The sequence below is a fragment of the Streptomyces cadmiisoli genome, assembly GCF_003261055.1.
Taxonomy (GTDB): Bacteria; Actinomycetota; Actinomycetes; order Streptomycetales; family Streptomycetaceae; genus Streptomyces; species Streptomyces cadmiisoli.
The window spans coordinates 1,792,341-1,814,619 of record NZ_CP030073.1 but is presented as its reverse complement, the minus strand read 5'-3'; the positions used below and the strand labels follow the sequence as shown (position 1 = coordinate 1,814,619).

21 protein-coding genes are annotated in these 22,279 nt (G+C 69.9%); 4 read left to right on the top strand and 17 right to left on the bottom strand.

Annotated features, from left to right (window positions below; all coding sequences use genetic code 11):
* Positions 1 to 39: 39 nt before the first annotated feature.
* The 4 genes from DN051_RS07445 to DN051_RS44965 form a co-directional block, all read right to left on the bottom strand.
* Positions 40 to 1,029: a hypothetical protein gene (locus tag DN051_RS07445; protein ID WP_246040959.1), complete on the bottom strand. Its 990-nt coding sequence runs from the start codon at positions 1,027 to 1,029 to the stop codon at positions 40 to 42.
* A gap of 571 nt (positions 1,030 to 1,600) precedes the next feature.
* Positions 1,601 to 6,895 carry a sacsin N-terminal ATP-binding-like domain-containing protein gene (locus DN051_RS47245; protein WP_112438316.1) on the bottom strand — a complete coding sequence of 1,765 codons (5,295 nt, stop codon included), beginning with the start codon at positions 6,893 to 6,895 and terminating at the stop codon, positions 1,601 to 1,603.
* Positions 6,896 to 7,676: 781 nt separating this feature from the next.
* Positions 7,677 to 7,889 (bottom strand): hypothetical protein, encoded by a 213-nt coding sequence (locus tag DN051_RS07435; RefSeq protein ID WP_112438315.1) that lies wholly within the window; start codon positions 7,887 to 7,889, stop codon positions 7,677 to 7,679.
* Between the two features lie 833 nt (positions 7,890 to 8,722).
* Complete coding sequence (locus tag DN051_RS44965) at positions 8,723 to 9,190, bottom strand: hypothetical protein (RefSeq protein ID WP_162624879.1); 468 nt, start codon at positions 9,188 to 9,190, stop codon at positions 8,723 to 8,725.
* Between DN051_RS44965 and DN051_RS07425 the strand changes: the two genes are divergently transcribed.
* Positions 9,152 to 9,859 (top strand): hypothetical protein, encoded by a 708-nt coding sequence (locus DN051_RS07425; protein ID WP_162624878.1) that lies wholly within the window; start codon positions 9,152 to 9,154, stop codon positions 9,857 to 9,859. The genes DN051_RS44965 and DN051_RS07425 overlap by 39 nt on opposite strands.
* 409 nt (positions 9,860 to 10,268) lie before the next feature.
* Here the strand turns inward: DN051_RS07425 and DN051_RS07420 are convergent, their stop codons facing one another.
* The 4 genes from DN051_RS07420 to DN051_RS44955 form a co-directional block, all read right to left on the bottom strand.
* Positions 10,269 to 11,222 (bottom strand): DUF6615 family protein, encoded by a 954-nt coding sequence (locus DN051_RS07420; protein ID WP_112438313.1) that lies wholly within the window; start codon positions 11,220 to 11,222, stop codon positions 10,269 to 10,271.
* 300 nt (positions 11,223 to 11,522) lie between these two features.
* A complete protein-coding gene (locus DN051_RS07415) occupies positions 11,523 to 11,768 on the bottom strand; it encodes a hypothetical protein (protein WP_067382380.1) in 246 nt (81 codons plus the stop codon).
* A gap of 16 nt (positions 11,769 to 11,784) precedes the next feature.
* A complete protein-coding gene (locus DN051_RS44960) occupies positions 11,785 to 11,952 on the bottom strand; it encodes a hypothetical protein (RefSeq protein WP_162624877.1) in 168 nt (55 codons plus the stop codon).
* A 17-nt stretch (positions 11,953 to 11,969) separates the two neighbouring features.
* Positions 11,970 to 12,113 (bottom strand): hypothetical protein, encoded by a 144-nt coding sequence (locus DN051_RS44955; protein WP_159064554.1) that lies wholly within the window; start codon positions 12,111 to 12,113, stop codon positions 11,970 to 11,972.
* 329 nt (positions 12,114 to 12,442) lie between these two features.
* Here DN051_RS44955 and DN051_RS07410 point away from each other — a divergent pair, with 329 nt between their 5' ends.
* The 3 genes from DN051_RS07410 to DN051_RS07400 all read left to right on the top strand — a co-directional run bounded on the left by DN051_RS07410 (position 12,443) and on the right by DN051_RS07400 (position 14,032).
* Positions 12,443 to 12,796 (top strand): SPDY domain-containing protein, encoded by a 354-nt coding sequence (locus DN051_RS07410; protein ID WP_112438312.1) that lies wholly within the window; start codon positions 12,443 to 12,445, stop codon positions 12,794 to 12,796.
* Between the two features lie 108 nt (positions 12,797 to 12,904).
* Complete coding sequence (locus DN051_RS07405) at positions 12,905 to 13,195, top strand: hypothetical protein (RefSeq protein ID WP_112438311.1); 291 nt, start codon at positions 12,905 to 12,907, stop codon at positions 13,193 to 13,195.
* 15 nt (positions 13,196 to 13,210) lie between these two features.
* Positions 13,211 to 14,032, top strand: coding sequence for an SPDY domain-containing protein (locus tag DN051_RS07400; protein WP_112438310.1), 822 nt, complete (start codon positions 13,211 to 13,213; stop codon positions 14,030 to 14,032).
* Between the two features lie 613 nt (positions 14,033 to 14,645).
* Here the strand turns inward: DN051_RS07400 and DN051_RS07395 are convergent.
* From DN051_RS07395 to DN051_RS07355, 9 genes are all read right to left on the bottom strand, one after another.
* The gene (locus DN051_RS07395; RefSeq protein ID WP_112438309.1) at positions 14,646 to 15,338 is read right to left on the bottom strand and encodes a hypothetical protein; all 693 of its coding nucleotides are present in this window, start codon (positions 15,336 to 15,338) and stop codon (positions 14,646 to 14,648) included.
* Positions 15,339 to 15,417: 79 nt separating this feature from the next.
* Complete coding sequence (locus DN051_RS07390) at positions 15,418 to 15,906, bottom strand: hypothetical protein (RefSeq protein ID WP_112438308.1); 489 nt, start codon at positions 15,904 to 15,906, stop codon at positions 15,418 to 15,420.
* Between the two features lie 395 nt (positions 15,907 to 16,301).
* The gene (locus DN051_RS07385; RefSeq protein WP_112438307.1) at positions 16,302 to 18,044 is read right to left on the bottom strand and encodes a relaxase/mobilization nuclease domain-containing protein; all 1,743 of its coding nucleotides are present in this window, start codon (positions 18,042 to 18,044) and stop codon (positions 16,302 to 16,304) included.
* Positions 18,041 to 18,349 (bottom strand): mobilization protein, encoded by a 309-nt coding sequence (locus DN051_RS47535; RefSeq protein ID WP_112438306.1) that lies wholly within the window; start codon positions 18,347 to 18,349, stop codon positions 18,041 to 18,043. The genes DN051_RS07385 and DN051_RS47535 overlap by 4 nt, the downstream gene beginning before the upstream one ends.
* A gap of 317 nt (positions 18,350 to 18,666) precedes the next feature.
* Positions 18,667 to 18,900: a hypothetical protein gene (locus DN051_RS07375; RefSeq protein ID WP_112438305.1), complete on the bottom strand. Its 234-nt coding sequence runs from the start codon at positions 18,898 to 18,900 to the stop codon at positions 18,667 to 18,669.
* A gap of 85 nt (positions 18,901 to 18,985) precedes the next feature.
* Positions 18,986 to 19,177: a hypothetical protein gene (locus DN051_RS07370; protein WP_057608355.1), complete on the bottom strand. Its 192-nt coding sequence runs from the start codon at positions 19,175 to 19,177 to the stop codon at positions 18,986 to 18,988.
* A complete protein-coding gene (locus tag DN051_RS07365) occupies positions 19,174 to 20,766 on the bottom strand; it encodes a hypothetical protein (RefSeq protein ID WP_112438304.1) in 1,593 nt (530 codons plus the stop codon). The genes DN051_RS07370 and DN051_RS07365 overlap by 4 nt, the downstream gene beginning before the upstream one ends.
* Positions 20,763 to 21,404, bottom strand: coding sequence for a WhiB family transcriptional regulator (locus DN051_RS07360; RefSeq protein ID WP_112438303.1), 642 nt, complete (start codon positions 21,402 to 21,404; stop codon positions 20,763 to 20,765). The genes DN051_RS07365 and DN051_RS07360 overlap by 4 nt, the downstream gene beginning before the upstream one ends.
* Before the next feature lie 157 nt (positions 21,405 to 21,561).
* Complete coding sequence (locus DN051_RS07355) at positions 21,562 to 22,278, bottom strand: zinc finger domain-containing protein (protein ID WP_112438302.1); 717 nt, start codon at positions 22,276 to 22,278, stop codon at positions 21,562 to 21,564.
* Position 22,279 lies beyond the last annotated feature (1 nt).

The window sequence follows — 22,279 nt, the reverse complement described above, 5'->3', positions numbered from 1 at the left end:
GGACAAGGCCGACTCGCGACGGTCGTCGCGCGCGGAAAGCTAGGCGCGTGCGGGGGGCAGGTCGTAGCGGCTGACGGCCACGTAGGTTTCCGGCGTCGCTGCTTCGTGGAGGCTCTCGTCGCCCTCCAGGTCGAGTTCCGGCTCCTGGGGACGACGGAGAAGGTCGCTCCAGTCGCTCGCTGCACCTCGCTCGTAGGCGTCGCGGAGCAGGGGACGCAGCCGTGGGCGGGCTTCCTCTTGCTGTTCGCGGAAGATGCGCCGCTGGGTGAGTCGCTGTTCTTCCTGGGCTTCGTCGCTGAGTTCCAGGTCGGCGGGCGGCTGGTCCTCGGCGCGCAGTCCTGGGGTACGCCGGGCGATGGCAAGGTCCTCCTCGTGGAGACGCTCGCAGGCGGCGAACAACTTCCGGGACATGCCGAGGTGGACCTCAGTTCCGGGGATGCGGCAGCTCAGGAAATCGTCAAGGCCCATGGAACGGATTCCGACGCGCAAGGCGTGCTGTTCTGTGCCGGTCGCTGCTCCGCGGGCGTCGGCCCGCAGGGCGAGAGTAAGGCTGTCGTCTTCCAGGGGCGTGGTCAGCCCGGAGCGCCGGCGGCGGGAAGCGCGGTCGGCGGCAACGGGTACGGTGCGCAGTTGCGAGACGGGAGCCGAACTCAGTGCCAGATAGGCCAGCATCTGGGCGCGGGCGGCACCGATGAGCGCGTCGTCGCTGTCGCCGAGGCGATCCTCTAGGTTGCCTAGGCCCGCTGCCTCGTCGTCGGTATCGGATCCGGCAGGGGCGAGCGGCGCCTGGCCGGGGTGCAGGTCGTGGTCGATCGTGAGGAAGAGGTCATCGTCAGGCCGTACGGACGCCCCGACCAGGATGGTGCGGTGCCCGTACGCGCCGAGGGCCTTGCTGCCGGACGCCAGCTGCGCCCACCCCTCGCGGAGTCTCCTGAGTCCCACGTCGCCGCCCTTGGCCTCGATCAGCCAGTAAAGCTCCTCCGTCTCGTGGAGCGGGCAGCTTCTTCTTCGGATCCTTGAACGTGTCATACAGAGCAGGGACGGGTCCGCCGAGTTCGAGGTGCTCGGTCTGGCCGAGGCCCAGCAGCGAGCGGCAGGCCCACTCGGTCATCGTCATGCCCAGCGGTAGCCAGCGGCATTCTTCGCGCTGCGCTCGGTGCCGTGCGCGTACACCGGATTCCAGGTCAGGCGCCGGCCCTTGGCCCCCGGCACGGGATGCCGGGGCGTCACGGGGTGTGCGCCGAGTTAGGCGTACAGCGGGGAGACGCGGGCGACGAGTTCCCCGTGGGCGTAGCGCGGCTGGTTCTGCAGGTGCGGGGTGACGTCGCGGCCGACTTCGGTGGCGGCCTTGATGATCTCCCGCCACGTGGTGGTTGGCGCGTACCAGCCGTCGGCGGCCGGGATTCCGTCCGATCCGGTCCATGCCTTGTGCTTGGCCGTCCGCCACTGCCGCCGTGGCTTCTTCGCGGGCGCGCTACGGAACAGGACCGGTATGTCGAAGCTGTCGGCGTAGGTCAGCGGCGGCTCGTCGGGGGACGTGTGCGGGGATCATGCAAATCACTTGGCCCGACTGGATTGGGTTGACAAGCATTTATTTCGCTCAGGTCCCCGTCCGGCGCTCCCCCGTCCGCGACAGCTGGAACCTGTAGCGCAGGCCCTCGCCGACGGAGCGGAAGAAGTGGGCCGACCGGGGGTGGAGCGGGTTGGGTAGGAGGTGGATCTTCCGCAGGTCGGCGTCGAGGGCGTGGGAGACGTACAGGATGTGGTACGTCTCTCGCTTCTTCAGGGAGCGCGCCCGGGCAATCTCGGTGGGCGAGAGGACGAACTCCCCCTCGCCTCCGGCCGAGGACTTCACCTCGAAGAGCAGGCTCGACCGTTTCCTCTCGACGATGAGGTCGTATCCGAGCGTGTCGTCGCCCATGCCGTCACCCAGGACCTTGTTGCGGTAGCCCGACACCCACGCGCTCTCGTCCACGGCGTCGTGCCGGTTCATGAGCCAGGCGAGGGCGGCGACCTCCCCCGCGAGTCCGACCGCGAGCGCCTGTGTGTCGGAGAGCTTGCCCCGTCGGCCAGCGGAGAATCCGGGGCGCCCGGCGCCGGGGAGCCGCTGTGCCTGCCGGCCCAGTGCGACGAGCGGGGCGTCGCCCGCGGAGCCGAGGAACTCGGGGGTGAGGCCGCCCCGTACGGCCTCCACGATCGCGTGGTAGTTGTCCTCCTCCGCCGACATCCTCGTGCGGTCCACCACGATATGCCGCCGCTCCTCCTGCCGCAGCCGCCGCTCCCTCTTCTCCTGCCGTTCGGCGTCGTCCAGCTGACGAGTCGTCAGGCCGAGGTCTTCGGGTGTCAGGGTAAGCGGGACGGCGGCGGGCCAGCGGTCTCCGGTTCGGAGCCAGCGCAGCGTCGTGGCGTCGTCGAGCGGGAAAAAGTCGAGCAGCCCGGCGGCGGTGGCCTCGGTCGTGAGGTTCTCCGGGTCCCCCGGGAGGCCGGAGGCGGACTCGCCGTGCGCGGCCTCCCACGCGTGGATCAGGGTCCGTGCGCGCTTCAGCCGTTCCAGGAGGAGGGGCCGGTTGGTCAGCCGGAGTTCGTCCACGGGCGTCAGCCCCGCGTCCGTACCGAGCGGCGGGGCCCCGAGTCCGGTGAGCCAGCGGTCGACGTGCGCCTGCATTAGGGCGGTCTCCAGATGGAGGTGTTCGTCCGCCCAGGCGGTGTCCGGCACGAGTCCGGTCAAATTCCGGTTCTCGGCGTACGAGGTCAGGGGGGCTCCGGACCGGAACGCGTCCAGGAAGCCGACCCGCAGCGCGTCCAGGATGCTTCGTCGCCGGCCGGCGACGAAGTGCCGGAACTCCTGCTCGATGCCCTCGGCGTTGCGCAGCGGCCGGTAGGTCGAACCGAGGGCGGCGATAACGGCGTTGAGCTCGCGCAGCGACAGCGACATGGCCCTACGGGCGGTGTCCAGGTCGGGGTGGCGGGCCGCCGCCCGCAGCGTCCGGTGGTCCGTCGGCGTCAGCCGGGCGGCGAGCCAGCGGTCCAGTTCGGTCTCTGAGGCGAGGGCCTCGTCGTTGGACAGAAGGGCGTGGGCCGCTTCGAGGTCGAGTGTCGCGAGCAGTGGCACGAGGATGTCCAGGAGGGCGTCCAGGGGCTGTCGCAGGGTTGCGGTGATCTCGCGCACCCGGGCCCGGTCCTCGCCCAGGACGTCGGCGATCGCGTCGGCGTCCGGGCTCTGACCCGGGCCCCAGCCGGCCGTGTTCAGGTCGAGGAGGGCCATGCGGAGGGTGTCGGCGAGTTCGGGGTGGTGGAGGAGTTCCATGATCCCCGCGGCGGACCGCTGGAGCAGGTCCTCCTCGCCCTGGCTGGGCCCCTCAAGCAGGAGAGTCGGGGTGTCCTGGTGTGGGACGGCCAGCCACCGTCTGCCGCCGTGGCCGGGCCGCTCGGCGATCTCGTCCACGACGGAGGTCAGGACCCCGGCGTGGACGATCTGGATGCGCTTGGCGATCGCGCAACCGCGGCGCACGGACTCCGCGGTAGGGCGGCGGAAGCGGCTGGCGCGCAGGTCGATCACGGCCGCGACGAGGGTGAGGAGCCAGTCGCGCTCGGACGTGATCAGCGGGTCGCCCGCGGCCCCGGCGTGGAACGCCTCTCCGTCCACCCGGACTTCGACTCGTGCTCGGGAGATCCTCCGGACGCGCGAGCCGAAGCACTGTTCGACGAGCGCGGCCACCGCGCCCCCGTGCATGTTGCGCATGCGGAGCAACGGGGCACCGCGCTGTTCGAGGAGCTGGACGAGCTGGCGTGCGTCGGTGTCCTCCACGTACAGGTGATCCACGGTGTTCGGGGAGTCCGTGTCGTCGGCGAGTGTGACAGCTTCGAGCCGACCGCCCCGGCTGACGACCACCGCCGCCTCCGAGCCCTGGGGGTAGGGGTCCTGGCGCGTCTGGGCGCACTCCGCCCAGGCGTCCTCGTACGCCCGGCGGAATGCGGCCGTCATCGTCTCGGGGACGGCGCCGTCGCGGAAGAGCTCGGTGAGCTCGCGGACCCGACGCGCGGCGGTCTCCGGGGAGTCCCACCGCTCAAGTCCCCAGCCTCTTGCGCGACGGACCGCACGGTCGTTCGCCTGGAACGCACGGCGCAGCGCCGAGGGCAGCAGGGGGACGAACGACGGGGCGGCCTCGTCCCCGTGCGTCCAGGCGGCCTCAGGCCGTACGAAGCGCCAGTCGGCGCGCTCGCGTGGGGACGCGACGGGCATCCACTCGGCCTCGGCGAGGAAGGCGGTCACCGGCGTGGGAAGGCTGAAGGAGTCCCACCGGTCGTTGTAGCGCCGCACGGTGACGTGTAGGGCATCGGCGGCCCACTCGGAGCAACCGGCGGCCACGAGCCGGGCGTACACCCGCTTCGCGGCGTCGGACAGATGGTGGTGGTCGTCCTGGCCGGGCAGCCGATACAGAGGAGTCTGGCCCACGTACTCGGTGTACGGCCGCCGATCCGTGGGAGGTTCCCTCTCCACATGGCGCAGCCAGACTTCCGCGGTGGCCTGCGGCAGGGACATCGTCGGGGGCCTGCCGTCCGTGAAGTGACGGCCGTCCGCCCGCAGGGTGGAGCGGGGCACAGGCTCGGGGCAGAGCCCCGCGCCGACCCCCAGACGCCCGAGGAAGGCACGCCACTCCGCCCGGTCCGCGCCCCGGAATGCCTGGTGCTCCGGGGGTGCGGTCAAGCGGCCCCGGAGCACCGCGAGTTCCTCCGAGACATCCTGCGCGCGGTCGATGAGCTCTCCGAGCAGCTTCGCTCGTTCTCCGCCCCACTCGGCACAGAGCAGGGCCTTCGAGGCGGGTATCCACACACCGTCGGCGCCGGGGACGAGCAGCCCCATGGCCTGGATGTCCCGCCACGGTGCCGTGTCGCTCCTGGAGAGCCGGAAGGCCCAGGCGAGGACCTCCGCCGCGAGCTCCGGCGTGGGCTTGTCCTGAAGGGAGCGGGCGACCAGTGCCAGCAGTTCGTCGGCGCGGTACTCGTTGACCAGACCGCCGTCTTCGAGCATCCGGCGGCCCCGCTGCTTGATCGTGATGCTGCCGAGCCGGTTCTTCCACGGGATGTCCCGCGACACGAAGAAGACCCGGTGGCGCAGCGACCGTGGAAGGCGGGGGCCTTGCTCCGTGGATCCTGCCTGTTCCTCGCCGTCCGCTCTGGGCGAGAAGAAGGCCGTGGCACGCCTGACCCTGCCGTCGGCCGCGTTGCACAGCCGGAGCTTTCCGTCGTCGTCCATGAGGATGCGGCGGCCCTGGAGTGCGCGGGGCCGCTCGACGCAGCCGGCGAGCTCGTCGTAGAAGCGGGCCCACAACTCCGGCTGAAAGGGCGCGTCGGCGAGGCTGCGCGCCAGGCTCTCGGCCCACCTCGCCAGTAGTTCATCCGACGGCCGGGGTGAGCGGCCGACGAGCGTGGCGACGGCCTTCTCGAGCCGGGCCGCACGCTGCCCGGTGACGGACGGGTGTACGAGTACGGCGTCCGCGTCCCGGCTCAGCCGGTCGGTCGTGAACAGGGTCCGGTCCTTGTCGTCCCAGAGCCGGGCCTCCGTGAGGGAGGCCCACGGCCGCGCGCCCGAGGCCAGGGGGATGATCGGGGCGGTGCCGACCTCGTGTCCGAGGCGCTTGAAGGCCCGGGACAGCCGGTCGGACATAGATGCGTCCCAGCTCAGCAGGTCCGCACAGAGGGTCGGTGGGAGCTCCAGGGTCCCGGCGGAGCAGGCGAGGAGCGTCTCGGCCCCGAGGAGAGCCAGCTCGTCCAGGAGGAAGTCGTTGAGTGGGACCGTCTTCTCGAGGTCCACGCGGGCTAGCTTCGCGAAGAAGGGCGCGTTCACATGGGCCGGAAGGGGGGCAACGGCCTGCTCGCCCATAGGCAGGTGAGTGTAGAGGCGTCCTTTGGCCAACCCTTCCTCGACGGGAATCGCGAGCGTGACCCGGGCGTCTCCCTGCCAGTCGCGCCATCCCTCGCTGATGTGGTCGCCGAGCACGCTGCGTTCGACCGCGTCGCCGAAAGCCTCAGCCGCCACCTGCCGGTCGAGCAGGACGAAGGCCCCGCCGTCGCCGACGGTCACCGTACTGACCGTGAGCCGGTCGAGTTCGGCGTCCGCCCGCTCGGTCCGGGCCAGGGTGCGCCGGTCGACCATGCCGTCCTGCCGCTCCTCGACAGTGAGCGAGCCGATCCGGCGCAGGAAGAGCAGCACCGGCGGGCCGGCGGACAGCATGGTCAGCTGTTCGGCCGCCTCGGCCCGGGCCTCCTCGCTCTTCAGCGGCAGGCGCAGCACGGTCACGTATCCGTCAGCTGCGAAAGCGTTCACGGTGTCGGGAACGCTGTCCAGGGGCACGGGCAGGCAGAGGTGGAAGACGTCGGCGGCCACCTCCGCCGCGAGAGTGGCGTCGCCGTCCAGGAGGTCCTTGAGCGAGGTCTCGTCGGCGAAGCTGAAGCGGTAGCCGTCGAAGACCCGGCCGCCTTCCTCGGAGACGGAGTAGACCTGAGGTGCTCCGGTCAGCTGGAGAACGCTCTTGAAGCCGATCCCCTTGTTACCGATGCCCTCCTCCGGGCGCTTGTCCGACTGGGCGATGTCGGTGATCGCGTCGAAGTTGCTGCGGCTGACGGGCCGCCCGGTGTTCGCCACGTACACCGCGCCGTGCGGCCCCTCGTCGTGGTCGAGCCTGATCAGGACCCGGCCTCCCAAGTCGCCCGTGTCATGAGCGTCGTGGGCGTTCTGCAGGAGCTCCACCAGGGCGCGGTGCTCGTAGTCGCGGATGGCCTGTTCGATGAGGTTCTTGAGGCTGCGGAACAGGTTCCAGCGGTCTTTGGCCCCCTGGTACGAAGTAATGCGGTCGAGTGTCTTCGCACGCACTTCGGCGCGGAGGTCCGGCATGGTGGTGTTTCCCTTCAGACGCGTGCGAGCGCCGTGAGAGGTACGGCGGTGGCGACCGCCGCCACCAAGACGGCGGAGCCACCTGGTGGCGGGGTGCGGAGCCGGGTGTCTGCCGGGTGTCCTCGGTACGGGGCCAGCGCGGGTCCAGGCCAGTTCGGCGGCGGGCGGCTGCTGGGGCAGGTCGACCAGTCAGGGACGGCAGGGGGCGTGGCGGACGAGGGCCGCGCGGTGGATGCGCTCGCGAGGGTCCGTAGGAGGGCCACGAGCAGGATGGCCGGTACGACGAGCACTCGCATCGAGCGGGGACGACGGGGCGGCTACGGGGGGCGCGAGGGCTCGTGTTCCTCTCCGCAGGACTGCGCCGTAAGACCCGGAGCGCTCCGGCCAGGACGTTCCTTCGTACGCGCGTGTGCTCATGGCCCGACCGTAGCCCGCAGGTCGGACAGCGCGGCCGGGCGGGGGCCGCTGCACCCAAAAGTGCGAGCAAGGTGGTTCGGGGATCTCAGATCCGTGGCCAATGGCCGTGAAATTTGGCCACACCATCTGAGATCCCACATCACTGTTGTAGGGTCTCGCCGCCTATGGCCAGCGGCGGTGCCGTGACCTGGTAGTTGTCGTCGTGTCTCACGGCTTAGCCAGCCGTCCAGTCTCACGATCGTGTCCGAATCCTCGGGGAGGCTGGCTTGCTGGCCCGTCAGCTCGCTGGCTAACCGCCAGCTGACGGAGTGCAGAACGCAAGCGGGGCGCCGGCCGGAGTGGCTGGCGCCCCGCTGCCGTGCCGTCAGGCCGGTTCGGGTGTGGGCGTCTCGGTCCGGCTGCCGCTCAAGACGTCCACGATGCGGAAGTCGTCGCGCTCCAGGGCCTCGACGATCGCCACGGCCATGTTCTCAAGGCCGTCCGTGTCGGCAGGTAGGCCGCCGTGCGCCTTCCGGTAGGCGACCATGGTGTCCACGATCCTGAGCACAACATCGATGTTCTCCGCACTGCTCTGCATCACGCCTCCTGTTCGTCGTCGCTGCCGCCGTTGACCGCGCGGAGCCGCCGGTGAGCCTTGAACGCCTCCCCGGGTCCGGCCAGTCGTCGGCGCAGATTCCGTAGCGGGGCGGCATCAGACCCCGCTCACCCATATGAGTAAAGGGCCTGACCTGCCAATCTCAAACTCGTGTCAGATCTGCCATCGCTTGGCCATCGACCGTGAGATTTGGCCACGAAATCTGAGACCCTACAACTGTCACCGGACAACAGTTCTGTCCGTTGACAGCGAAGTTAGTCTGCTGTCGGTCTGTGACCTGGGCGGACTAACTTGGTTGGCAAGAAACTTCCTTGGTCGACCTAGGGCAGGAGGCTCTTCGAGCCGGAGGGGCCGGGTGCCGGTCGAAGCCCTATGTCACCCCTTATGGAAACCCAAGGCGCACCTGGGGGCCGCGCTGACAGGATCGGCACATGCTTATCACTCCTCGCCCCGGCGCAGAACGGAAGAACATCCGGCAGGTCTCAGCGTCGTCCACACCACCGCGATGAACCTACAGCGGCCGTATCTCACTGCCTTCGAGGGGCTGTGGACGTATCTGGAGTGGGCCACGGAGTCCGCGCGAATGCTGCGCTCCCAGATCAGCGACCGGGACCTCGACGTTCTGAACGTCCGCATCGTCGAAATCGCCGGACTAATTGCTCGCTTGCAGGGACCCAGGGAGCTGACAGAGTGGCGCTCCGTTGCTGGCCAGAGCCTTGGAGGGAAGCATGTCGGCGTCCGAAATCGGGTATCGCGTGGTGCGTCATGGAGACAAGGCGCCGAAGGACGGGACGCTATGGCGTACCGAAGCGGAGTCACGCAGCAGGGTAGCGGCGGGCGATCGTCCAGCGCTCCAGGAGGTTCTGTTCTGCCTGCGTGCCGATCTCGTGGATAGCATCCGCGTGTCCAGGTGGGATGACCTGGGCGATCCGATCACCCGGGAGATGGTCCGCGACGAGATCCGGGATCACCGAGCGACACTGACCGTGGCCGGTGATGTCATCGAACCTGATCACCCGCTGCGGAACACCGAGCAAGGTGTTCGCAACCAGGTTCAGGCTACCTGCGCTGCACTTCGGGCTCTTCTTCCTCGCCAACGAGGCAAGCAGGGCCAGTTGGACATCGGCCGCGGCCTGAGCAAGAACGAAGTGGTGCGGCTCGCACACAAGTTGCACGTCGGGTTTCAACTGACGCTGGCGCAGACTGCGGACCTCCTCAACCAAGCGGGCTACATGTGGGATGGCGTGCAGGGTGAGCAGGACTTCAACAAGCAGGTCGTTCACCGGCTCCTCCAAGACGCGTGCTGGGACGACGATGCCCCCCGGACGGTCGATGGCGAGCGGATCCGTACCAGCGGGAGGTCACATCAAGTTCTCCAGGAGTTCGAGGTGATGGCCGTCTACGGACCAGACGACGAACGAGATCACCTCACGCGATCGAGGGACGTCCAGAACATCGCGACGGCGCACGACCACCTCTTCGCCTTCTCCTTCACCCCGAGCACTCCGGACTTCGGGCTCACAGACCTTCTCCACCTCGTGACCACACCCGCGCCTGTCCGCACCCTCTACGTAGCCGACTCTTCCCTCTTTCCCAGCGAATTGGACCGGCTGGTCGCGTACAGGTGGGTCGAGCACTTCGGCGTCCAGGTTCTGGAGGCGGGCAAGTCGGTGAAGTCGACCGTTGAAGGTTCCGGACAAGAGCGAGTTCTGCGGGAGGTGATCAAGACGTTCGCTGCCCTTCGGATGCACGACAGCCACACCGTGATCGAGACCACCCGGTCCATCGATCACGCGAGGGCCGTCGCGAAGCGCCTGCGGAGCCAGGCGGGGTACTCGTATGAGGAGATCGCTCGTCACCTCAGGCTGGAAGCGATTCCCACGCGGAAGCGCAGCGGCGACTGGGGCAGAAGCGCTGTCATGGATCTAGTGTCCGGTGATGTCGCCTCATGAGCAACGCCCGACGTGATGCTCGTCGAGAGCGCACGCTGACCCGACTTCGCACGCATGCAGGCGTCACGCTGAGCCGGCACGCCCTGTCCCGGGCGAAGGAGCTCGGTTTCGATGAGAGTGAAGTGCTGCGGTGCGTCATATCTCCCGAGCAAACCTACGGAGGCGACCCGAAATACCCAGGTGCCCGGCGCGTCCACCAGCGTCGAGATTGCGCCTGCGTCATCGACACGGCGACCCGAACGGTGGTGACAGTGCTGCTACGTAATACGGGCCTATGGCAACACGGAACCCATACCCGGTGGGACATGCCTCGTGCTTGCTCAAGTTGAGCGCGGGTCATAGGCTCTCCGCCTCTTGCCAATGTGGAAAAGCGCCCCGGGATCTGACTCGCACTCTGCCCGGGGCGCTGTCACGTCGTTTCCCGCCACCCCTGCTGCTCCAGTGCCCGCAGGTCGAACCGCTCCCGCAGGTCGGCCAACCCTGGTGGCACTTCATCCATGCGGGCACCGGGGAGCGCCGCGTGACCCGTGATGAGAGCGATCCGAGGGTCCGACTCCTCGGCGACCACCTCGTCGTCCGTCTCAAGCGCTTCTTCGATGCGGCCAGGCAGAGACGGAGCCGAAGGGAGGACGTCGTTGGTGTGCAGCCACTCCATGCCCATCAGCAGCGTCGAGGCGTACGAGTCCTGAGGATGCCCCGACCACACTGTCGGGCAGTGCACCAGGCACGACAGCGGCTTACTTTCGGCCAGTACGTCGCGGTAGCCGTTCTTACCCTTCACAATCAGCTCGTCGATCTGCTGGGCAGGGGCGATCGTGATGCCGAGCAGGGGCTGCTGCTGACACGGCTCAAGTCTCTTACACGGCCATGGCTCAGCCCGTTTACCCTGCAGGCAGTTGTAGAAGGCGTACAGCGGGACCGGCAGGACGCTACCGTTCCGGCCTTCCCGTCGCGCGGCCTCAACCAGCAACCGACTCTGCCAAATCCTGCCGTCTGATCCTCTCCGGACCTTGCGCTTGAGTTCCTCGTAGCGTTCGCCGGGGTGGTAGAGGCGCTTGGCCTGAATCCAGAGACGCACCCACGACAAGTCGCTCCGCTGGATCCACCACTCCCAGTCGGCGCCGTTCCCTCGCTCCTCGTGCGGCTTGAACCTAACCACCCGCCAGAATCGCGGGTCCACATGCGCAAGCTCCGTTAGAAGCAGGTCGGTGAGGGTCGTCTCGTAAGCCTCGAACCCAACGGCACGTGCTCTCGCCATGCGGCGGTGCGTGGCACGAGCCTGTTTGGCCAGGGCCTTCGCCAGGTGGCACGCCTCCGGCCGCCCAGCCATCAAGTTCTCGATCACGTGGTGGATGTGCTTCACGGAACCTGTGCGGGATCCCGGTGGTGGAGGAATGGGGGGAAGTGGCGGCGACGTCAATGAATCTCCCTGTTGCGGCTCCGCCTTGATCTCTGGACGCTCGCTCGGCGCTGTACTGACCCTGCGCACCTACCGTACGGTCACGACCTTCTCCACATCGACGAGTTGACGAGTCGGAAGGCGGCCAACTCGCGGACACTCGACGCTACGTCACGATATGTCCCAGGAACCACACTGCGAACGCCGACCAGGTGACCACGAAGGCCACGTACCCAGGGCGCGTGTCTCTGTGGTCCGGTGCGATCAGTGGCCGAGCGCCGACCATGCGGCGAGTCCGAGAGCTGCGAGGCTGGTCAGTACTCCGACGGTCGGCAGGGGCCAGCGGGTGCGTTCGAGGGCAGTGACCCTGTCGCCGAGTTCCTCGACGGCCTTGTCGATCTGGTCGGATCGCTGTGCGATCAGGGCGAGTTGGCTGTCGATGCGCGCCGGCCCGACTTCGAGGGCGCGGCGGAGCACAGCCAGTTCAAGGGCGACCTCTCCGTCGGGCATGGCGCGGCTCCTACGGTCAGTTGGGCGTGGACGTGGATGCGGGGTCGGTTCTCGCCGGGAGCCAGGAGGCGGTCCCGGTACGGCCGAGAAGGGTGCCGACGGCACCCTTGGCGACGGCCAGGCCAGCGGGGATCGCGGCGGCGGACTGGAGAGTGGAGAGGCCCGCGTCGCAGGACAGCGTCACGTGATCCAAGATGCCGCTCAGCTTGCCCGTACCGTCCAGCCCAGTTCGTAGGCCCGCGTGGCGAAGATCGCCATGACGGCCGCCTCGGCACGGACAAGCAGCCGGGCAGAACGCAGCGCGTCCTCCGGGGAAGGTGCGGCGGTCCGTGTGCCGTCACTCACGTCGTCCTCCATCTCAACAGGCGCGCCGGCTGCGCGAGGGTGAGGCTGAGGGCCGCATGGTGCACTGACAACGGGCGCAGGTGCTCGCCCGGTTCGGTGGACGCGGCCGACGTACGGACCGCGTAGAGCGTGCTCACTCCTCACGACTGGATTCACTGTCAGAGAAGCCGAAACAACTGAGTTCGCTGTCAAACGCCTTGATTGGATGACAAAAGACAAGTTCGCCGGGGGCAGACAGGAAAGATCGCGGAAAGACTGGCCAACGGGCGCGAGGGCATGTCAACGTAGACGACCTTGCAAGAAACCCCAGGTCAGAGAGGTGATTGCCCGTGACCGTAGCCCCTGCGGGCCCCGGTTTCTCTACCACCGTCGAAGCCCTGCGACCGCGGGAGTGGCAGCTGGGCCCCGGTCAGCCGACCCTGGTCATGGAGCAGTTCTCCGCCGAGGACTTTCACCTGATCGTCGATGATCGCGCGGACGTGCACGTCAGCTCCAAGGACGGCCGGTTCTACCTCGGCTGGTTTCCGCTCGGCCGCCCCGGCACGGATGGCGAGGGATGGAAGATCGCTGTCACCGGAACCGCCCAGGTCCGCGGCTACCACCTGTCGTTCGATACCGAGACGCCGGCCGACATCGTCGCCGCCACCGTAGCGAGTGTGCTGGAGACCTCACGCCGCCTCTGACAGCGCGGACACCGACACGTAGTGCCCGCCCTGTGAGCGCTGGCCGTACCGAAGGCCGGCCCGTCCCGTTCCACTGCCCTGTTTTCCCCGCACCCCAGGAGGCTGTTCGTGACGTCCCCGGAGATGACCGTCGGCGATCTCATTGACCTGTTGTCCGGCTGCGACCGGAGTGCTCCGGTCCGCCAGGCCATGAACCCGTTCTTCCCGATGGCGCACCGCTTGGCGCAGGTCCTGCAGTCGGTCGACGAGACCGGCCGGACCGTCGTCTACCTCGCCGAAGGGCGTGACGAGGACGCACAGCTCGGCCACCTTCCGCCGGAGGTCGCCATCGAGCTGACCTGGCAGGGCCCCGTCCAGGCGCCCCCGCGCCGCCCCCGTCGCCGCGCCGGCGGCAACTAGACCCGCACCGAGCCCTTGGAGGCGCCCCTGTACCCCGACTTCCCGCCCGACTCGTCCACCCCGCACAGCGGCCAGCCCGCGTTCTGGGTCGGCCCCCGGCACCTGGCCGGTGACGATGGATGCCTCTACGACGTCGTCGCCGACGCGCTCGCCGGCCTGGGTTGGACGAGCCTGACGATCGTCCGCGGACGGCACGAGCCGGACGAGGCACCGGAGGACCGCCAGGTCCTGCGCAGCACCGTCCTGCACGTCAGTCCCGACGCCTTGCGCTGGGCCCAGTGGGGCCTGGCGGACGAGCCGTTCCACCTGGGCGAGCTACCGATCGCCTGGCAGATCTCCGCCCGAGCCGAGGCGAGCAGCCCGCTCGCCCAGTGGTCGGCCTACTTCACCCGTGACGTCCCCGGCGAGGCGGTGGTCGACTTCCTCGTCGCGCTCGACGCAAGCGACCAGCCTGCCGTGCCGCTCGCCGGATCCGAGCTGGTCCTTGACGCAGTCGCCACCCACGGATGGTTCCGCGACATCGACCAACCCCAGGCGGCGGCGACGGACCCGACGTTCACCTCGCACATCAGCCTCGGCGACGTCCCGCCCCTCATCCAGGACGCCGACCCGCAGGCCCTGTCCGCCGAGGACGACGAGACGGGACCGGCCGGATGGCAGGCGTGGGCCGAGCCCGCGCTCGGCGCACCGTGTCTGTGGGCGGCATCGTTCGCCGCCAGCGTCCCGCACGATCTCGTCGCCGCCTTCGCCGCCTCCCTCAGCTCGACCGCACCGGTCCTGCGGCGGGTACTGCCCGAGGCCACCCAGGAGCGCCTCCTGCGCGCGCCGGCCATCTAACGTCCCGCGCACAACTCTCGACGATCGCAGTCCGGCACCCTCCCAGTTGGGGGTGCCGGACTTTCTTACTTCGCGGGTGAAGTGGCCGTTCGGTCTTCGATGCCAGGAAGAATTGCCGCCTGTTGATGGAACGAAGCAGGATGCGGCAATGCACCCCAGCCCCGGCGCCCTAATGGTCATCGCTCTCATCGTCGCCGTGACGATCGCGTTGACGGTCCGTTCACGCCGCAACCGCACGGCTGCCATCGCGGCGCAGTGGTAGGCATTTCAGCAGCACCGAAGCTCCGGGCAGGGGCAACTCCTCCAGGTGACGCGGGTCTACCAGCACGGCCGCCCTGGCTCCAAAGCTGTCGTGACCTGGTGCGACACCGGGCGGCAGCAGGACGCCTGGTTCTGGAACTGGCACGTTCCCGCAGGCGCGTACCTGCTCGTGAACGCCTCCAGCGGCTATGGGCCGCACAGTCATAACCCGAACGTGCTCTACGTCCAGCCCGGCCAGGTCCGAGCCTGGGTACCAGGTCAAGCCGCTCGCGCCGCTCAACGCGTCAGCCAGTAACGCACTGCTGCCCCCGACCTGCGGTGGTCGGAGGCAGCAGCGTGACGAGCACGCAGGTCAGCTCGTTGCCGTGGCCTTGGCGAGAGCCTTGTCGAGGTGGCGGTCGACCAGGGCCGGGGAGCCGGAGACGACCAGCAGCAGGTTGCCGTCGCGGATCGCGGTCTGCTTGACCACAGTGCTCCGTCCCCCGGCGATGAACGTCAGGAGCTGGCTCCACTGCTCGTCACCGCCGACGCGGGGTGCGGGCAACTTCTGCGAGGTCACGTCGACTGGGGTGCCGCCCGCGACGACTTGATAGGTCGGGCAGCCGGTCATGGCGTCGAAGATCCGGTCGATGCCGTCGGAGAGCTTCTTCACGCTGTCGCTGTACAGCTCCTCGGCGATCTCCGAGGAGCTGCCGCCATAGGTGAAGTCCGCCTTCGCCTTGTGCGGGAAGGCGAGCGTGCCGCCAGTCGCCGCGTCGCCCCCCAGCTCGCTCAGGGCCGGGCAGCCGATGACGCTGACGTCGTCGTGCTGGGCCGGACGCTCCGGCTTGGGAAGGTAGCCGTTGCCGAGGTCGCGCGGGTCGAGCAGGCGGGACTCGAGTGCGGCCGAGGAGAGCGCGGTCGGCTTCTGGACGGCGTCGGCCGGCTTTCCCGTACGGAAGGAGGGGGTCTGGTGCTTGGCCCCGGTGGTGTCGGTGGCGCAGGCGGGCAGCGCGAGGAGGGTGGCGGTGATGCCGAGTGCGGTGGTGGCGACGCGAACGCGCATGACGGAACTGACCCCTTGGTGCTAGGCGACGGGTGGTCAGTGCGGGCCTGCAGGCCCGGTGGGGTCGTAGGAGTGGTGGTCAGTGCCCGAGGTGGCGCAGGCAGTCCTCGAACGTGGCGTGCGTCGCGTCCGCCGGTCCGGAGTGCCGGTTGTACCAGGCGGTGTCGATGCGGGTCTCCTGCTGCTGGTGGCCTGCCCGGCAGCGCAGCCAGATCTCGCCACGGGTGGAGAGGATGAGCCAGTCCCGGTATGCGCCGCACTCGGTGCAGGCGGCCATCTCGCCTTCGAGAACGAGGGGCTGCTTCCACGGCATCATCTTGCCGTCGACCTGGTCGTGGCTCGGCACGCGCAGTTCCGGCGGGAGGAAGTCGTCCACGATGGCGGCTGGCTCGGCGGACTCCGGCTCAGGCGCCGGCACTCCGAAGCCGGGCGGGACTTGGCCCTGCAGCTGCACGTACAGCTCGGCGAACTGTCTCTGAGCTTCGCTCGGCTCCTTGGCCCTGCGGCGTATCCGGTGAAACACCTCGGCGTCCTCCTCTACCTCAGCACCTCGTCCTGCGCGTTTCATGATCGTGCCCCACGCCCCCGGTGGTTTCAATTCACAAAGTCCACAGTCACCTCCGGCCAGGTCTGCAGAGGTATTCGGCTTCTCGGCTGCCCAGAGGATGAGTTGGCCACGATGCGTGTCTCCATGCGCCAGGGTGGCCATGCCAGGGTGTGCCCGATCACACGCCATCGTCTCCCTCGACCGCTCAACTTCGCGACGCCTACTGGCTCGACTCGCCCCACCTGCGCCATGCCCTCCGTCCTGCGGGTGCACGGATGCCGACAGCCCCCACATCGGACCTGGTCGCCACCGAGGTTCGATGTGGCGCACGACCATGCTCTGTATTGCGGGCGAAGCGGTGGCGCTGTCCCTCCTCTCGGTGATGCACTGAGTCCGCGTGCAGGCACCCGGCGGGCTCACAGGGTCTTACGTGATGTGTCCTCTCCGCTGCGCTGCCTGCCGGGCGCGGAGGGCCTGGTGGTCGTCCCGCGCGTTGCGGACCGGCGCCCTGCGGTGCTGGTCTCGGGCAGGTGGGAGGCGTCGGCGGGCAGATCGGCGGTCCGCCGCATCCGCCACACGAGCACGTCGCTGACGGAGTCCGCGGTGCCGAGTTCGCGGCGGCCGGCAACGTCGGACAGAAGGACGGCCGCGTCGTGTCCGGCGGCTTCGGCTTCCGCGATGGTCGCCGCCAGGGCGTACCAGCCGGGTTCGGCGAGGATCTGCTCGGCCAGCTCCGGCAGTGCCTCGCGCAGCAGCACGGTCTGCCGCTGGAGCATCGGTCGGCTCAGGCGTCGGCCGCGCTGGTAGAGCACGCCTAGGGGCTGGGCGGCGGCGGCCTGGTAGGCGGTGCGCAGGTGCGCGGCGGCCCGGGTAGCGGCCTCGGCCTGCTGGGCGTGCCCCTTCCTGGCGTGCCAGTGCGCGGCGGCGGTGATGAGGAAGAACAGCATGTCGATAGCCATGGCCGTGGTGGCTCCGTCCTCGCCGCGGCCGAGGGCCGGGCCGCTATGGACGAGGTCGCGGGCGGCCTGCCGCAGGGCTCGATCGTGCCCGCGCACGGCGCGGACGTGAGAGCGCGAGGCCCGTTCGAAAGCCGTTGCAGCGTCGCGCAGTTCGCGGCGGGTGTGGGCGGCGGAGGTCTTCGCGAGGGCATCCAGGACCTCGCCGGCCGCTGCGATGTGGGCGGCGGCGACCGCGTCCTCGCCGTGCTCGACGACGAGCACGGCCTGCCACACGGCCGAGGCTGCCCCGCGGCGTGCGGCGGCCGGACTGCCCGGCTCCGTACGGATCGCATCCTCCCGCCGGGCAGCCGGAACGTCCTGCGCGTCACCGGCCCAGCGCTCGCGGATGCGGGGCAGCGACAGGTCGGGGGCCAGGCGCGCGCCGGGGTAGAACACCGGCTCGCCGTCCTTGTTCAGGTCATCGGGCAGGGCGACCTTGTACCCGAGGAGGTCGCCAGAGGGAGCGGCGCGCTTGCGGATCAGGAGGCCGGCGGTGGCGAGCCGGTCGAAGAACTCCTCGTCGCTCCTCGCGCCGGCCACCGCCCGTCGTACGGTTTCGCGCAGTTCCTCGCGGGCGGTGCGCTCGCGACCCTGCCGCTCGGCTTTGTGGCGTTCGGCGCTGGTGGGCCGTTGGGCTGCGGTGCCGTCACCGGGGGCGACCTGGTGGAGGCCGAGTTCCTTCTCGATGAGCCGGGCTTCTGCCTGGGCGCGGGCGCCGGAGCGGAAGTCGTCGGGGCGGTGGCCGTCCTCGGTGACGAGGGTGGCGACGATGTGGATGTGGTCGTCGGCGTGGCGTACGGCGGCCCAACGGCAGCCGGGCTGTCCGTCGCCGGGGTCGATGCCGGTGGCGGCGACGATGCGGCGGGCGATGTCGGCCCACTCCTCGTCGGACAGGATCCGGTCGCCGGGGTCGGCGCGTACGGAGGTGTGCCACACGTGCTTGGCCGGGCGGGCGTGCTTGGCGAGGGCCATCACGGGCTGGTCGAGGAGCTGCTGGAGGTCTGTGAGGGTGGCGCTCGGGTGGCGTCCGGGGTCGGGGGACATGCCGTCGAAGGAGGCGACGAGATGGGGGTCGGTGTGATCCTCGTACTTGCCGGTCTCGTAGAGGTAGTAGAGGAGACCTCTGGTGTCCGACCCGGACGGGTTGACGCTGGGGATCATGAGCCGTGGTGCCCGATCAGCCGTGTGGCGGCTTCGTGGGCGGTGTCGGCGGCACGCCGTACGGCGGCGACGGCCGCTTCGAGTTGAGGAACGTCTGCACCGGAGTTGAGCGCCTTGACTGCCTGGTTGAGATTACTGCCGGCCCAGCCGAGCCGACGTCGGCTGTCGAACAGGGCTGTGATGACTTCGCGTTCGTCGGCGATCTCGGCGCTGGTGCGGTTGAGGTCGCGGGCGGCGGCGAGCGCGGAGCGGGCGAGGAACCCGGCGACGGACAGATTGCACTGGGCGGCGGCGGACTTGATCATGGCGAACTCATCATCATTGAAACGTGTGTTGGGCTGGTGGAGGCGCTTCTTCTCGGGCGACTGGCGCGGACGCTGGCGGGCGCGAGGAGCGCGCTGTCGGCGTACACGCGGTTCAGTCTGCTTCTCCTCCTGCCCTGGCTTCGATCCGCCCCCGGTCGAAGCCTCAAGGACCTGCGCCCCCCGGTGCAGGTCCTCTCCCGCCCCCGAGGGGGCGGGTTCGGCGGAAGCTACGCTTCCGCCCCAACTTGCTCGCCCCGAGACCGAGTTGGAGTCGGGATCAGGTTTCGGGGTGGTGCCGTTCTTGCGTGCGTTCGTCATCAGGATTCGGGCCTCGTAGAGCGGGTGCGCTGCTGGATGGTTGCGGCCAGCGCGAGGACATCGGCTGGGCTGGCAAGGACGCGGACCGGCCCGTCGGGGCGGTCCTGGACGAGCCACTGCCCGGTCGGCGTGAGGACGACGGCGTGTAGGAGTTGCCGGCGGACCAGGACGTCCGCCCAGGCATCGGCCTCGGCGACGGTGGGCTCGGAAGAACGAGGGGGACGCGGAATCACGGCGTACCTCCTAAGCGGGGCGGTGGCCCGGCACGGAGCCGGGCCACCTTTGCGGGCACGGGCTTTGAACTGGGGCTTTGCCGGTTCAGCCGCACTCGGGGCAGCGCCCGACGTGGCTGTTGAGCGCGCGAGCCATCCGCTGTTTCGCCGAGGCAGCTTGCTTCGCGCTGGACTTCGCCGCCGGCCTGCCCGCGTGCCGCTCGGAGTGAGCGAGCATGAACCCGATCTCTCGCTCGTACTCCGCGCGGACGGTGTCGAACTGGTGGCAGGTCTTCATCGGGCGGTGCTCCTCGTCGTCGTGATGTCCTCGTTCCGCAGCTCCTGGAGGACGAGGCCGAGTCGGTCGTTCCCGACACCCGTCAGGCCCTGGCGGCGGATGATTTCGCGCAGCTGCACCCGGGTGATCGCTCCGTTGCCGTCCCGTTCGAGCAGGGCGGGAACATGGGGGCGTACCTCGTGGACAAGCTGGCGCTCGGACTCGCCCAGCTCGCGTGCCGGGCGCTCCGTCTGCGGAGAGCGGGACCGGGCACGGTTGTCCTTGTTCTTCGTCCGGGACTTCCTGGCCGGCTTCCGACGGAGTGGGACCTTGTGTCCTCGGTCCTGGGTGGTCTCGGTTCCGGACTCGGTGGCGGTCATTCCTCGGTCCTCGGTGCTCTCGGTCCCCGACTTCGCGAGGCTCGGTCCCCGATGAGAATCTGGGTCCTGAGCTGCTACTTCTCGCGCGTTGCGGTCGGTCCTCGTGGCCGCTGAGACCCGGGCTGCGGCTTGATCGGCGGGACCGGTCCCCGGGACCGCGCCGTCTTCAGGGGGCTTGGTCCCCGCGGTCGTTCCCGTTTCGTCGCCCTTGGTCCCCGCGCCGACCTTGGCTTCAGGGTCCGCCTCCTCCGGGACCGGTCCCCGAGGAGTCCTCGGTCCTCGGTCCGGGACCGGCTCGTCGGAACTGTCGGGACCGGGGACGGGGACCGGCACATTCGATGTCGGCTGTGCGGGGACCGTGGCCGCCGATGCGCTGCTGTGCGCCGGGGACCAGGGAGAAGGGAGCGGGACCGTGGCGAGCGCGAGCGCGTGTCGCCGGGCGGCGAGCTGGTCGAGCAGCTGTGCTCGCTGGAGGGGGTCGGTGCCGACCGAAGCCCTGCCGACCGCCTTCGACAGGCGTCGGGTCAGCCGCCGGCCTCGACGGTTCCGCTGCTGCTCGGGTGTGCGCTCGGCGAGGCGGGCGGCGAGGGCGACCGCACGGGCGGTGGCCCGGTCCCGGGTGATCTGTGCGGCGTCGCGGTCTCGCGCGGCGATGCCGAGGCGGGACAGGAGACGCTCACGTGCCTCCCGGCCCAGGACGGCGATCAGTCCTTTTGAGGCGGCGCCGGGTGTGCGCAGGCGCAGTTCGATGCCCATGGCCAGGTGCCACAGCATCGCCGCCATGACTGGTCCGACGAAGGCGCGGACCGTGCCGCCGATGGGGCCGCTCTCTGCGTAGGCGGGGATCACCTGCACCGTGGTGATCACCCAGACCAGCGTGCCCGGCAGGCCGGGGGCGCCCTGGACGGCGAGGTTCTGCCGTGCCATCAGCGCGGTGGCGAACAGGGCGAGCTCGGCGGCGGCGAACATGCCGGCGCGCTCGGCGGCGCCGGCCATGTCGAGGTAGTCGGCGGCGAACCGCCACGAGGTGTCGGCGCTGTAGGCGGTGCAGCCGAGGGCGGCGACGGCGGCGACCTTGACCGCCGGGCCGCCGAGACGTTTCTGCGAGCGAGATCCCCGGCGCCGGATGGTCCAGGCGGTCAGCACGAGCGCGAGGGTGGCGGGCACGACGGCGGCGAGGAGGAGAGGGAGGTCCGAAGTAGCACCGAAGGCGAGGACGGGGTGGGTCATGCTGCCTTTCCGAGAGGGGCGTGCGTCGGGGGCGACGCTGCCGGGCGGCCTGCCGGCTGCTGCGTGCCGGGAGCTGCGGGCGCGGGGGCGCCCTTGGTCTTGGAGGTCCTCTTCCGCTTCTTCTTGGGGCGGGGCACGCCGTAGTTACGGTCGCGGTCGAGGACCTTGTTGGCGGCTTGCCGGAGCAGGTCTCGGGCGTGCTTGTGGCTGATCTGCAGGGCGGCGGCGAGCCGGTCGGGCTGCCAGCCCCGGACGTAGGCGTGGTCGATGACGACCTGCCGCTCGGCCTCGGTCAGGTGCACGTCGCGTCCCTGGAAGAAGGCGGTCACGCGCCGGTAGTCCAGGCGCTGGTGCAGTCCGTCGTGCAGCGGGCGCCGCTCGGCTTCGGTGAGGCCGCCCCAGACGCCCTCCTTGAGGACGTTCTCCAGGGCGAAGTCCAGGCACTCGCGGCGTACGGGGCACCAGCCGCACAGCTCCTTCGCCTCCGCGATCTCCTCGTGGTCCCGGGGCCCGGGGAAGAACACGGCGTCGGCGTCTTCGACGTCCATGCCGTGGCACGCTGCGCGGGTGTGCCAGCTGGTGTCTGCGATGCCGCGCAGGCCGGTGGCTGGCGCGTCGTGGGTGGTGATGTGGCGCAAGGCGGGTCTCCGATGTGCTGCCGCGGCGGCCGGCTAGGGCGGTGCTCGGCGGGTGCGGCGTCGGGTGCCGGCTGCGGCGCGGGGCGTGCGTCGCAGCCGGTGTGGGACGTGTCGGGTGGCGGTGCAGCGGACGGGATGCACGCGCCGGGTGCGCCAGTCAGGCCAGGGCGGGCTGCTGGGCCTGCTCGGTGTGCTGGGCCTGCTGGGCGGTGGCGAGGTCGAGGCGGCCGGGGTGCGGGGTGGCGCGCGGGGCGGTTCCGCGGGCTCCGCCGTCGGGGCCGATCCTTCGGCGGCGGCATGGTTCGCCGGGCTGGGCCAGGCACCACTCGCACCGCACGCTCAGGGCATCGGGCATTCCCTGCGCGACAGCGGCCTCACGGGCTGCGCGGGCGGGTCGGTAGGGCGCGAGGGCTGCTCGGGCGGCGGGCGGTATGCAGGAGCCGATCTCCCGCAGCCGCGCCTCCAGCTTCGGGTCGACTCCGTCGCGACCGCTGGTGATTGCTCGGGCCTGCGCGGGCTGGGCCGTGCCGGCGGCGACGGCGCGGCGGTTGCCGGCCAGCTCTGCGGTCCAGGCGGCCTGGTCGTCCGGGTCGACGGACGGCGTGGGATCGGAGTGCCTCGCCAGGCGGTCGCGCCGGTAGCTCTCCCAGGGGCGGGCCACGTCCGCGGGCAGGATCTGGTACGGCGAGGTGCGGATGTGCTGGCGGGCGGCGACGCGGACGTCCCAGCCGTGCGGGGTGGCCATCGGCACGTCGCCGAGCAGCTCGTGCCACTGGGCGAGCTGGTCGCGCGCCTCGCCTTGGTCGGTGCGGATGGTGCGGGGGTCGAGTCGGCCGATGTAGGCCAGCAGGGCTGCGATTTCGCGGCGATCCACG